Origin of the sequence: Niabella beijingensis (assembly GCF_020034665.1) — a bacterium.
Classification (GTDB): Bacteria; Bacteroidota; Bacteroidia; order Chitinophagales; family Chitinophagaceae; genus Niabella; species Niabella beijingensis.
The window spans coordinates 2,963,275-2,975,588 of sequence record NZ_JAIQDI010000001.1 but is presented as its reverse complement, the minus strand read 5'-3'; the positions used below and the strand labels follow the sequence as shown (position 1 = coordinate 2,975,588).

At 46.6% G+C, this 12,314-nt stretch carries 10 protein-coding genes; 5 read left to right on the top strand and 5 right to left on the bottom strand.

Annotated elements, in window-relative coordinates; all coding sequences use genetic code 11:
* Position 1: 1 nt before the first annotated feature.
* Both K7B07_RS12450 and K7B07_RS12445 read right to left on the bottom strand, forming a co-directional pair.
* On the bottom strand, positions 2-973 hold the full coding sequence (locus tag K7B07_RS12450) for a TerC/Alx family metal homeostasis membrane protein (protein WP_223710061.1): 972 nt from the start codon (positions 971-973) through the stop codon (positions 2-4).
* Positions 974-1,014: 41 nt separating this feature from the next.
* The gene (locus K7B07_RS12445) at positions 1,015-1,380 is read right to left on the bottom strand and encodes a HesB/IscA family protein (protein WP_223710059.1); all 366 of its coding nucleotides are present in this window, start codon (positions 1,378-1,380) and stop codon (positions 1,015-1,017) included.
* A 315-nt stretch (positions 1,381-1,695) separates the two neighbouring features.
* On the opposite strand from K7B07_RS12445, the gene mqnC reads away from it, so the two are divergent.
* From mqnC to K7B07_RS12420, 5 genes are all read left to right on the top strand, one after another.
* Entirely contained in the window at positions 1,696-2,820 is a 1,125-nt protein-coding gene (mqnC, locus tag K7B07_RS12440) for a cyclic dehypoxanthinyl futalosine synthase (protein WP_223710057.1), read from the top strand.
* Between the two features lie 88 nt (positions 2,821-2,908).
* Positions 2,909-4,201 (top strand): NAD(P)/FAD-dependent oxidoreductase, encoded by a 1,293-nt coding sequence (locus K7B07_RS12435; protein ID WP_223710055.1) that lies wholly within the window; start codon positions 2,909-2,911, stop codon positions 4,199-4,201.
* Between the two features lie 223 nt (positions 4,202-4,424).
* Positions 4,425-6,032, top strand: a complete 1,608-nt coding sequence (locus K7B07_RS12430) for a Na+/H+ antiporter (protein ID WP_223710054.1) — start codon at positions 4,425-4,427, stop codon at positions 6,030-6,032.
* Complete coding sequence (locus K7B07_RS12425) at positions 6,029-6,535, top strand: GNAT family N-acetyltransferase (protein WP_223710052.1); 507 nt, start codon at positions 6,029-6,031, stop codon at positions 6,533-6,535. Before K7B07_RS12430 ends, K7B07_RS12425 begins: the two co-directional genes overlap by 4 nt.
* A gap of 193 nt (positions 6,536-6,728) precedes the next feature.
* Positions 6,729-7,217 (top strand): asparaginase domain-containing protein, encoded by a 489-nt coding sequence (locus K7B07_RS12420; protein WP_223710050.1) that lies wholly within the window; start codon positions 6,729-6,731, stop codon positions 7,215-7,217.
* Positions 7,218-7,223: 6 nt separating this feature from the next.
* Here the strand turns inward: K7B07_RS12420 and K7B07_RS12415 are convergent, their stop codons facing one another.
* The 3 genes from K7B07_RS12415 to K7B07_RS12405 form a co-directional block, all read right to left on the bottom strand.
* Positions 7,224-7,649 carry a hypothetical protein gene (locus K7B07_RS12415; protein WP_223710048.1) on the bottom strand — a complete coding sequence of 142 codons (426 nt, stop codon included), beginning with the start codon at positions 7,647-7,649 and terminating at the stop codon, positions 7,224-7,226.
* A 94-nt stretch (positions 7,650-7,743) separates the two neighbouring features.
* Positions 7,744-10,311: a glycoside hydrolase family 3 C-terminal domain-containing protein gene (locus K7B07_RS12410; protein ID WP_223710047.1), complete on the bottom strand. Its 2,568-nt coding sequence runs from the start codon at positions 10,309-10,311 to the stop codon at positions 7,744-7,746.
* Between the two features lie 213 nt (positions 10,312-10,524).
* Positions 10,525-12,285: a SusD/RagB family nutrient-binding outer membrane lipoprotein gene (locus tag K7B07_RS12405; protein ID WP_223710045.1), complete on the bottom strand. Its 1,761-nt coding sequence runs from the start codon at positions 12,283-12,285 to the stop codon at positions 10,525-10,527.
* Between the last annotated feature and the right edge of the window lie 29 nt (positions 12,286-12,314).

Here is a 12,314-nt window from a genome sequence, read left to right as displayed (position 1 = left end):
CCTACAAATTTATGCTGCCATCTTCCACTTCATCCGGCACCCCCTTCTTTTTTTTATAAATGGAAAAAAGAATGCTGCCGACAATACAAAGTATGATCACACCGAGAGAAATGCCCACCTGTTGTTGCTTATTGAGCCACTGGTTGATCCAGTGTTCGCCCAGCATTTTCAGGCCGATGAACACCAGTACAATGGCAATTCCCTGCTGGAGATAGTCAAATTTATTCACTGCGCCTCTCAGCAGGAAGAAAAGCGAACGCAGACCGAGGACGGCAAAAATATTGGAGGTATAGATCACCATGGGATGCCGGGAAATACCCATTACCGCAGGAATGGAATCCAGGGCAAATACCAGATCGATCCCTGCCAGCATCAGCACCACCACAAAAAGCAGGGTATATTTCTTTTTTCCGTTCTCGATCACGGAGAATTTACCATCCCCGTCGTGCGGCACCAGTGGTATTACCTTTTTGATCCATTTATAAATGGCATAATCGTGCGGATCTTTTTCATTTCCTTCTCCCGAAGAGAACATCTTGATACCGGTATACAAAAGAAAACCCCCAAATACGTACAGCACAAAATGGAAGCGTTCCACCAATGCCACCCCTACTGTTATGAATATGATGCGGAAAACAATGGCCATCAGGATGCCCAGCAGCAGTACCCGGCCATAGTGTTTTTCTTTGACTCCAAAGGAGGAAAAGATCAGGATAAACACAAAGATATTGTCCACGCTGAGGCTCCATTCCATCAGGTAAGCGCTGATGTACTCCAACGCAAAGGTTTTGCCATCCTCAAACCATACAAATCCGAAAAAACACATGGACAGTGCCACCCAAAAGATCGTCTGGAGCAGCGCCTGTTTGATCGTAACCACTTTATTCTTCTTACTCAGCAGGCCCAGGTCAAAAATCAACGCCAATACTATTACGATCCCGAAAACCAGGTAGGTAATCTGCTCTTGTGTCATTCGTTGTATTATAGTTTAAATTGTAGTAGGTGAACCAACGGCTAAACGGCAAAACTTTCCCCGCAGGCGCAGGTCCGGGACGCATTGGGATTATTGAAATAAAACCCTTTGCCACTTAACCCGTCGGAAAACTCCAGGGTGGTGTCTAAAAGGTAAAGAAGACTCTTCATATCGGTAACAACTTTAACGCCATTGTCCTCGAACACCTGGTCCATCGGTTTTTGTTCGCTGTCAAAGTCCAGCTTATAACTCAGCCCGGAACAACCGCCGCTCACCACGCTCACCCGTAAAAAATACGCTTTGTCGTCTTCAGCTTCTTTTTCAGCCAGGATCTCCCGGATACGCTTTTTTGCGCTTTCGCTTACATAGATGTTGCCGGGGATCGTATTTTTTATGCTCTCTGTCATTTTTGTTTCATTTAGAAGTAACTAAAACAATCTCCACCACCTGAATGTTCGCGTTCCGGCTACCTCTATCCGATATTTGCAAAGATACTTTAGAAAACCCGCTTTTACCAATTGCTGTGCAAAATAAAAGTTGCTTTCCGAATGCGCAGGGTAAGTTCCTGCGGCATACCGGCTTATCCCGTACCCCGGCAGATTGTCCGGATCTGTCTGCAAACAGGGTTCAGGGCCTTTTATCGTAAAATAATCCGAATCAATGGCTATAACAACTTTAATTAGAAGGATCTGTTGTATTTTTGCATATTATTCCGGAAGTATATGGTTTTACAAGATCTTTATAAAAAAGCAGCCGCATTTGAGTTTTTGAGTGTGGAGGAAGGCATGTTTCTTTATCATCATGCGCCGCTGGCCGACCTGATGTTTATTGCAGATGAGCTGCGGAAACAGCAGGTGCCTCATGGAAAAGTTACCTGGCAGATCGATCGTAATGTAAATACGACCAATGTATGTATCGCCAACTGTAAGTTCTGCAATTTTTTCCGCATCCCGGGGCATCCGGAGGCCTATATCACTGATATGGATACCTACCGCAAAAAAATTGAGGAAACGATCCGGTATGGCGGCGACCAGTTATTGTTACAGGGCGGACACCATCCCGAACTTGGTCTTCAGTTTTATGTGGACACATTCCGGCAGCTGAAAGCCGAATTCCCTGATATCCGGCTGCATGCCCTCGGACCACCTGAAGTGGCCCATATCACCAAACTGGAAAAAAGCACACACCGGGAGGTACTGAAGGCGTTGAAAGAGGCCGGACTGGATTCCCTTCCCGGAGCGGGGGCGGAGATCCTGATCGACCGGGTACGCCGGCTTATCAGCAAAGGAAAATGTGGCGCACAGGAGTGGCTGGATATCATGCATGAGGCACATAAGCTGGACATCACCACCTCCGCTACCATGATGTTTGGCCATGTGGAAACCATCGAAGAACGTTTTGAACACCTGGTAAAGATCCGCGAAGTGCAAAGCCGCAAACCGGAGGGAACCAATGGATTCCTGGCCTTTATTGCCTGGACCTTCCAGGATGTGGATACCCTGCTGACCCGTATACGCGGTGTGCACAACCTTACCACCACGGAAGAATACATCAAGATGGTGGCATTGAGCCGCATCATGCTGCCGAATATCAAGAACATACAGGCATCCTGGCTCACCGTAGGGAAGGCGACGGCGCAGCTCTGTCTTCATGCAGGAGCCAATGATTTCGGAAGTATTATGATTGAGGAAAATGTGGTAAGTGCCGCGGGAGCTCCTCACCGCTTTACTTACAAATCCATACAGGAAGCGATTCGTGAAGCAGGGTTTGAGCCTCAATTACGTACCCAGAAATACGAATGGCGGAAAATACCGGAAACCATCGTGGAGCAAGTGGTGAATTACTAATACAGCAGGTCCGCAGAAGCGGTATTCCTGTGGAACGGGTGAACAGAAGGGCCAGACGAAATTGCCATGAACCGATAAATAAAACATCATGGAAAAGACATCCGCAACAAAAAAAGTAGTCGTAATCGGCGGCGGTTTTGCCGGGCTTAACCTGGTAATGCAGTTAAAGAACAAACCGGGTTTTGAGGTAACGCTGGTCGACAAAAACAATTATAACTTCTTCCCTCCCCTGCTCTACCAGGTAGCTACGGGCTTCCTGGAACCCTCCAGTATCAGTTATCCCTTCCGCCGTTTTTTAAGAGGCAAGTATAACGTGCGCTTCCGCATGGCCGACCTGCTGAAAATAGTGCCGGAAGAGAACAAGGTCGTGCTTTCAAACGGAACACTTTCCTACGACTACCTGGTAATGGCAACCGGTGCCGAAAGTAATTTTTTCGGGATGGTAAATGTGGAGCGCAGCGCGATACCCATGAAAACCCTCAGTGATGCCCTGTACATGCGCAATACCCTGCTCGACCGTCTGGAGGAAGCTACCCGGATCAATGATATGGACCGGATGAAAAAACTGGCCACCATTGTAGTGGCCGGTGCGGGACCCACCGGGGTGGAGCTGTCGGGAATGTTTGCGGAAATGCGCAGTAAGATCATCCGCAAAGATTATCCGGAACTTTCCGGCCGACATATCGGGGACATATACCTGGTGGATGGCGGCAAGGCGGTGCTGGGCCCTATGTCTGTAAAATCACAGCAATACTCCAAAGAATCCCTTGAAAAGCTAGGCGTAAAAGTAAAACTGGGTGTTACTGTAAAAGAGTTCAAGGATGACACGGTGTATTTATCGGATGATACCACTATTTCAACCGCCACACTTATCTGGGCGGCAGGGGTTACAGCAAAAACATTCGCTGGCTTTCCCACGGAAATATACGGCCGCAGCCGTCGTATGATCGTGGACGCTTTTAATAAGATCGAAGGCTTTTCCAATATCTACGCGCTTGGAGATACCTGCTTCCAGACAACCGACCCGGCCTTTCCGAATGGCCATCCCCAGCTGGCGCAGGTAGCGATCCAGCAGGCAAAAAACCTGGGAAAGAACCTGGTATTGCCGAAAGAACGCTGGAAGCCCTTCCGCTATGTGGATAAGGGATCCATGGCCATTATCGGCCGGAACAAAGCCGTTGCGGATATTGAAAAGCCCAAGCTGCATTTTAATGGGTTTATTGCCTGGATGGTTTGGCTGTTCATTCACGTAATGTCCCTGCTCAACTTCCGCAACCGGTTGAGGACCCTCTATAACTGGGTGGGTGCTTATTTTACCATGGACCAGTATTTCCGTATGATCATCAAACCGGAAGACCGGGAGCCGGAGCCGGAAAATTAGGAACCGTTTTAAAATCTTCGCTGTCCCGATGCATCGCGTGTGCCGGAAAACACCGGTTTAGGGTGTTTTACTCTGAAATGGCCTTGCTTATCCTGACGCATAAGCGATGCGCCGGAACAGGAGGACAGTTTACTTTTAGACTGTTGTGCGCACCCCCAACGGTATTCTTCATTCTTTCGTTTTTAAACAAGGCGCTTCGTTCTTATTTTTTGTATCTTAAAGCATGATTGAAAGTCGACTCTTACTGATCCTTACGATGCTTTTTGTGATCACCATGCTTACGATGCTGGGCAACAAGCTTAAAATATCCTACCCGATATTTCTGGTGATCGCCGGGCTGATCATCAGCATGGTGCCGGGTACACCGGAAATAAAGATCAATCCGGAGATCGTATTCCTGATCTTTCTTCCCCCGGTGTTGTTCTCAGCTGCCATGCAAATGCCCTGGATCGACTTCTGGAAATTAAGACGGCGTATTGCCCTGCTGGGCTTTGGACTGGTCTTTTTTACCTCCACCATTATTGCATTCCTTTCGCAGGCGCTGATCCCGGGTTTTACGCTGGCACTGGGATTTGTACTGGGGGGTATTATTTCGCCGCCGGATGCTGTGGCGGCCACATCCGTGTTAAAAGGACTTAAGGTTCCGCGCGGTGTGGTGAACCTGCTTGAAGGTGAAAGTCTGGTCAACGATGCCTCCAGCCTTATTGTATACCGGTTTGCGTTGCTTGCTGTGATCTCCGGTCAGTTCAATGCCTGGGATGCCACCCAAAGTTTTTTTATCGTGGCCGGGATGGGAGCGCTCATTGGTCTGGCAATCGCCGCAGTCATCTACCTGATCCACCGTTTCTTTCCTACCACTACCGCGATCGATACTGCTTTTACGCTGATATCTCCTTACGTGATGTACCTGGTAGCAGAACATTTTCAGTGCTCGGGGGTGCTTTCTGTGGTGGCCGGCGGATTGTTTTTAAGCTATCACTCACACCGAATGTTCACTTATCAATCGCGGATCAATACCACCAGCGTATGGAGTACGCTCACTTTTCTGCTCAATGGCTTTATATTTATACTTATCGGGCTTCAGATGCCGTTTATTGTTTCCAACTTTACAAAGAACACCGTCAAGGAGGCACTAGTATACGGGCTCATCATCAGTCTGGCCGTGATCGTCATCCGCATTGTATGGGTGTATACCTCCAATTACATCCGGCTGCGCATAAAAAGAAAATGGGGCCCTTCGGTGGTGGTTCCATCCAACAAGGAAACCTTTCTTGTTGCCTGGTGTGGGATGCGTGGTGTGGTATCACTGGCTGCGGCACTGGCCATCCCGTTTTATCTGAAGGAAGGCGTTGAATTTCCTTACCGGTACCTGATCCTTTTTATCACTTTTGTGGTCATCATTGTTACCTTGGTATTGCAGGGGCTTACCATTTCGCCACTTATACGGCTGCTAAAGATCAAAGACGGAAGTGAAGACAAACTACAGGAGGAAAACCAGCAACTGAAACTGGAACTGGCAACACGTGCACTGGAGTATATCGACAGGAATTACAAGAAAGAACTGGAGCACAGCGAGCCGTTCCTGCTGACCCGGAACCGCTACAGTCATATGATCGATGCCGCAAAAAGAAAACTGGGAATGGCCGCTGAATTGCCCGCCACGGAGGACCCGATGCCAAAATTCCGCCAGTTGCTGCTGGAACTGATCGATCTTAAAAGAAAAGAACTGACCAATTACCGCATCAACCGGCGTTTTAGTGAAACACTTATTAAAGAAAAGGAATGGGAGCTCGATCTGGAAGAGGCCCGGTTAAGAAGCAGAAAAAAATGATCCGATTACGACCTTTTATCCAAGCTGATTTTGGCACTTTTATATCCTGGATGGATAGTGCGGAAACGGTGATGCAGATCGCCGGCAGCTGGCTCCGGTTTCCGGTAACACCAGCACAGCTGGAAGCTTCCGCCGCCGACCCCAACCGGCACTCATTCGCTGTTACCGACGCACAAACAAATATACTTATCGGGCACTGTGAACTTTATCAGCAGGAACATTCGGTAAAGATCGGGAAAGTGGTTATCGGCAACAGGGCCTATCGTGGTCGTGGTCTTTGCACACCGTTGATGGAGCAACTGTTGCAGGTCGCCTTCGAACAGTTCCGGGCTCCGCTGGTAGAGCTGAACGTGTTCGACTGGAATACTTCCGCCATCCGATGCTATGAACGATGTGGCTTTGAAATAAATCCCGGAGCAGAAACCCTGAAGGAAGTGAACGGTAAAACCTGGCGGACCTATAACATGATCCTTTCCCGTGATAAATGGCGCAGCACTATATAATATAAATAATTTTCGATCCTCCGGTCAGATCTGTTCAAGTAACAGGCCCATTGACTATTGAAATTTTATCTCAAAAACAATATCGTTAGAAAATATCTGCTGACTGCTTTTACCAGTTGCGGGTAAAGGCCAGGTTTTGTACTTTTATGCGCGCAGCTGTTGCTGCAGAACTCCTAATCAGTCAGATACAAACATGGCAATACGTATTTTTATAACCGGCGGCACTTTTGACAAGGAATACAATATGCTGAACGGGGAACTTTATTTTAAAGACACCCACCTGCATGATCTTCTGGAGAAAGGCCGTAACACGGTCCCGGTTGAGATCCGGACGCTGATGATGGTGGACAGTCTTGAAATGACCGACGAAGACCGCCTTCTTATCGCCCATCAGTGCGAACAATGCGAGGAAGAACAGATTGTAATCACTCATGGTACCGATACCATGTCGGTTACGGCCCAATTGCTGGCCAGCCGGATCCAGGACAAGACCATTGTTCTTACGGGAGCCATGATCCCCATTAAATTCGGCAGCTCCGACGGCCTCTTTAACCTCGGCAGTGCGGTCGCCTTTGCACAATCCCTTCCGCATGGTGTTTATGTTGCCATGAATGGCCGCTATTTCAAAGCGGATAATGTACGTAAGAACCGACAAACCGGTGTGTTTGAAGAAGTGCGGTAAAACCCGTTATTTTATTTTCCGGAACCGGTAGACACAGCCTTCAATGCAGAGGCCGGCCAATTCCAGGGTGTCTTGGTTTACCCGTATCGGGTAATAAAATGCTGTGTCACTTTTCCCATTCGGAAGAGCATAGGTTAGTTTCCTGTCCCACTTTTTTGTTGCTCCCAGTTTCCCGCTTTCCAGCAACTGACTGTAGGGCCAGAATTTAAAGTCGGTATTTTTAACCAGATAGCTCGAATCTTCATGAATTATCAGAAAAGCACCGTTTTTTACAGATGCCCAGTCTACAGGGCCGCCGGGTGAAATGTAGGACGCGGTATGCTGCCATTCACCAAAAATGCGATTACCCGGATTGGGAACCGGTTTATCTGAATGTTTTGAACAGGCGCCCCCCAGCAAAACTATCGTCAGAATAAAGATTGTATTACGCATAAACAGATTGTCATTAAAAAGTTCGCAGCAAAAGATATTGCCTTAACCTGTGAAACGTAAAGGATGGTATTAATGCAACAAGGGTGAACGGTATTTACTGAACCTTCAATGTTGTTCTTAACCGGATATCCGCTGATGAAGCACCGATCATAATACTGAAGTTGCCGGGTTCCACAACCCACTGCATCTGCCCGTTCAGTATTTGTAATAACCCGGGGCGGATCAAAAAATCCAGTTCCCGGGTCTCGCCCGGCTTCAGAAGCACTCTTTTGAACCCTTTTAAAGACAGCACTGGTTGTGCCAGGGAAGATTCATCATCCCTGATATATAATTGTGGGACTTCCGCCCCGGTTTTACTGCCTGTATTTTTTATGGTAAAACGTATATAAACAGAATCGGAGGAGCTAATGGTTTTCCGGTCCAGCCTCAGATCACTATATTCAAATCGGGTATAACTTAATCCGAAACCAAAAGGGAAAAGTGGCCGGCCGGATAAATTTACATAATCATCACCGCGGCCGGTTGGCTTATGATTGTAAACCAGCGGCAGTTGTGCTTCATTTAATGGAAATGTAACCGGCAATCGCCCGGCAGGGTTATAGGCTCCGGTCAACACATCTGTTATGGCATGTCCGCCTTCCTCACCCGGATACCAGGCCATCAGAGCAGCATCCACCTTATCGATCCAGTTATTCATAGTGATGGCACTTCCTCCGATCAATACTACAATAACCGGTTTACCCGTTTCTGCCACTTCTTTTATCAATTGTTCCTGCATCCCCGGCAACGATAACATCGCCCTGTCGCGGAATTCCCCTTCTTCAATGCCCGCTACTACTACCACGGCATCAGCTTTTCCTGCCAACGCCACCGCTTCTTTTACTTTTTCTCTGCGGTCATCTGCCGGTTCAAAAACCAGCTGAAGTTTACCATTGCCCACAGGCTCGTAATACTCTATTTTTATTTTATAAGAATGGGCTTTCTCAAAAGAAACGGGAGTGAGCATTGTATTGAACGAACCTTTTTTCCAGTTATCAATCACCAGCAGGTCATCTAAGTATAGGCGGAAACCGTCATTGCCGCTGAGTCCTATTTTATAGCTGCCCGATACGGACGGTTTTATCACCCCAGTCCATTGCACGGAATAAAAGTCCTGCTGTAATTGCGCTGCGGGTCGGGACAAGGTCCACAGTTTGTCCACTGTTCTATCAATGCCTTGGGTTACCGGCTTCCCCTCCATGCGGATATTGTCAAATACCACGAAGCTTAATCCCGGTTTCAGTTGCTTTCCCTCGCTGTGCCACAACCAGTTTTCCGGAAAAAGCTCCCATGCCTGTTCTTTTCTGCCTGGCCCCGGGGCATACAATAGTTCCGTAGCAGGTGTCAGCTTTTCTTTCAATCCATCCAATATCGAGACCTTATTAATACCCGGGCCGCTGTATCCTCCCAGTCTTGCTTCAATGGCGTCCGTTCCGATTACCGCCAGTTTTTTAATACCTGTGGAAAGAGGCAGCCGGTTCTTCTCATTCTTTAGCAACACCATTGACTCCATGGCCGCCTGTTTTGCCAGCGGCTTGTGATCCGTTTTTATTGCCGCAGCCTTTTCGTTCACATAGGGGTTTTCAAACAGACCCAGTTCAAATTTAGCCCGGAGCACCCGCGCCACTGCATCATCGATCCGTTCTGCACTGATCCGCCCGTCATAAAATGGCGTATCAAATAATTTATAATGCTGGTAATCTGTCTGGAAAATAACATCCAGCCCTCCGCTGATCGCCTGTGCTCCCGATTCGGGATAATCCTTTGCCGTATGATGCAACACCAGTGCCCCACCTGTCGCTCCGGCGTCTGAGATCACAAAACCATTAAACCCCCATTCTTTTTTCAACTTTGTATTCAATAACCAGGAATTAGCAGTACAGGCAGTTCCGTCAAGGGAATTATATGCGGTCATCACGGACCGGCTGCCACCTCTCGAAAAGCAGGCTTTAAAAGGCAGAAAATGAGTTTCCTCAAGATAATGTTCGCCAAAATGAATGGGATAGCTATCCCTCCCTCCTTCACCCACGTTTGCCACAAAATGTTTGGGCGTGGTAATAATATTTTTCTTTTCAAAGGCACTTACAAATGCCACGGCCATTTCGCTGGTCAGAAAAGGGTCTTCTCCGTAGGTCTCTTCCGTTCTGCCCCAGCGTACATCGCTCGCGAGGTTTACTACCGGGGTCAGTATCTGCCGTATGCCCCGTTGTTTTGTTTCGTCTGCAATCGCATTCGCCACCCGTTGCATTGTCAATGTATCAAAGGTTGCCGCCAGGGCAATTGCCTGGGGGAAGGCCGTGGCCTCGTCCCGGATCAGACCATGAAGGGCTTCATCAAAAAAGATCAGAGGGATCCCCAGTCTTGTTTTTTCAACAAAATACCGCTGAATACCATTGATCTTTTTTGCCAGTCCCGCTGCATTTTCCTTTCCGCTGTTATAGCGGAGCAGTTGTTGTGCAGCATCACCATTTCCGGAGGTGGCAGCGTTTACCTGAAAGCCAAAGAGTCCGTTTTTATATTGACCCGGTGTTGCTTTTTCCAGATCACCGGGTATCATAAACAACTGCCAGAATTTTTCCTCCGGCGTCATACGGCGCAGCAGGTCCTGAACCCGTTGTTCCACCGGTAATTTGGGATCTTTATATGGGAGTTGCTGGGCGTTTACTCCTATTCTAAAGAAAAGTAATAAACAAAAAAACACTGTATATATACGACTTAAACGAATCATTAAAAAAATTAAGAAGATCGCGTAAAATTAATAAACAAAGTAAAGTATCTGGTCTCATAATATATAAGGCCACCATTACAGGTGGCCTTATACCTTTCTTCCTTCTATTTATTCGTAATTGTAATTATCCCAATATGGATTTACAGTTCTTAGATTTTGAGGTACCCAAAATATAGGGCTGGTAAAATTATCCTCCCCTTTTACTGTATTATAGTTATCAGGATTGTTTTGTTGTTCTGCTGTGGGATATCGCAACCTCTCAGGGAACGGTTTCATTACCTTTGTATTGAAAGTGAGCGGTTCCAACTTCGGATGTCTGGTTCTTCTTTGCTCGGTCCATAATTCATATGGACACATCACATTTAAGTGAATAAATTTTTGCTGCATAATCAGCTCCATTTTTTCTTCCAGGGCCCCTCTATTATTCACTCTTGCGGACAAGGAATCGGCATACATTGCTATAGTTGCTGAGGAAGGTTTGCCCGGATGTAGCACAGGCACATTTGTTACATAACTACTTTCTGCGTTTCTGGCATACCAAAAGTCTGTGGAATGGGTTATAGCGTCCTTAACATGCTCTCCCGCAGATTTTCCCGTTGACCCCAGGTTTTTTGCAGCAATTTCAGCCAGTAGCAAATCGACCTCTGCCAATGACATCATATAAACCGGAAATTTATCATTAAGCGTGATGGTTACAAAATTATAAAGCGACCTTGAATTTTGTGCGAGATGTTCATTAATATCCCCAAGAATGCCGCCTGTATAATAACGTTCGCCGCCATCATATCCGGGTTTCTGCCCATCTGCATTCATATTCACCCCTTGATAAGCCCCAACAGCAGGAGTCGCTGTCAAATTACTTTTATTCGTAGGAAAGGCAATAACAGGCAAGCGGGGATCATCAGTCCCTGCTTCATACAAGACATTATTCTTATTCATGCGTCGCATGATAATGTCTGGAATAAAGGTTCCCGGCCAGCCTTCATTAAGCCCTCTTACCCATTCTCCGCCATTCCTTGGGTCCAGTGCATAAGGCATTACAAAAACCATATCAGCAGCGGGTAAATTATTTTTAGATAAAACATCCTGTATATGCGTTTTTGCAGTCTGCTCTTCCACACCTGAAATCCGAAGCGCATATTTAAGCCGGATCGCATTAATATATTGGATCCATTTATTTAAATCACCCTTGAACGCTATGTCCTGGGTATTAAAAGTCGCTTTAGCAGATGCCGACATTTTATCATAAACTGCAGGCAATTCTTCGGATATACGTTTTAGTTCATCTAAAACACCTACATAGATACCTTTGGGATCATCGTACTTGGGGAAAAAAACCCGCTCAGAGCCCTTGAACGCCTCTGAATAAGGGATTGAGTTATAAAAATCAACTGCAAGTAGTGCAGCATAATCTTTTATTACTGAAGTAAGCTCGAAATAAATCTGATTGTCATCCAGCTCCTGCCCCGAAACCTTTGTCAGATTATCCTTCATTACTGCCCATGTATTTAGTCCGGTGTAAAATGAGCCCAGTCGGCCCTGCCATAAAGAAGTAGCATTTCCAAATCCGTTTGTTCCGCTCAGGTCATCATAACTGCCAAACCAGTCGTATCGATTCGTGATATATCGTTGAGACACCTGAGTGTACCCCAATACACCCATAGCTCCACTACCGGCAATTTCCCACCAATATTCACCATAATCCTGCACATAGATTTTCCAGTTAAACATGGTACGTGTAAAGAGTCCTCCAAAAAGATTTCCCGTTTTATCGTAGTTTTCTGGATTGAAAAATTCATTATCTAAATTCTTCTTACAAGAAGAAAATAATAATGACATCGTTATCAATCCTAATAATATCTTTTTCATTTTTTAAAATTGAATTGTGAATGCTACAG

Bases quoted from the DNA above. Each gene is read 5' to 3' on its own strand.
- K7B07_RS12450 (WP_223710061.1), bottom strand. From the start codon at position 973: ATGACACAAGAGCAGATTACCTACCTGGTTTTCGGGATCGTAATAGTA.
- K7B07_RS12420 (WP_223710050.1), top strand. From the start codon at position 6,729: ATGGCAATACGTATTTTTATAACCGGCGGCACTTTTGACAAGGAATAC.
- K7B07_RS12435 (WP_223710055.1), top strand. From the start codon at position 2,909: ATGGAAAAGACATCCGCAACAAAAAAAGTAGTCGTAATCGGCGGCGGT.
- mqnC (WP_223710057.1), top strand. From the start codon at position 1,696: ATGGTTTTACAAGATCTTTATAAAAAAGCAGCCGCATTTGAGTTTTTG.
- K7B07_RS12405 (WP_223710045.1), bottom strand. From the start codon at position 12,285: ATGAAAAAGATATTATTAGGATTGATAACGATGTCATTATTATTTTCT.
- K7B07_RS12445 (WP_223710059.1), bottom strand. From the start codon at position 1,380: ATGACAGAGAGCATAAAAAATACGATCCCCGGCAACATCTATGTAAGC.
- K7B07_RS12430 (WP_223710054.1), top strand. From the start codon at position 4,425: ATGATTGAAAGTCGACTCTTACTGATCCTTACGATGCTTTTTGTGATC.
- K7B07_RS12425 (WP_223710052.1), top strand. From the start codon at position 6,029: ATGATCCGATTACGACCTTTTATCCAAGCTGATTTTGGCACTTTTATA.
- K7B07_RS12415 (WP_223710048.1), bottom strand. From the start codon at position 7,649: ATGCGTAATACAATCTTTATTCTGACGATAGTTTTGCTGGGGGGCGCC.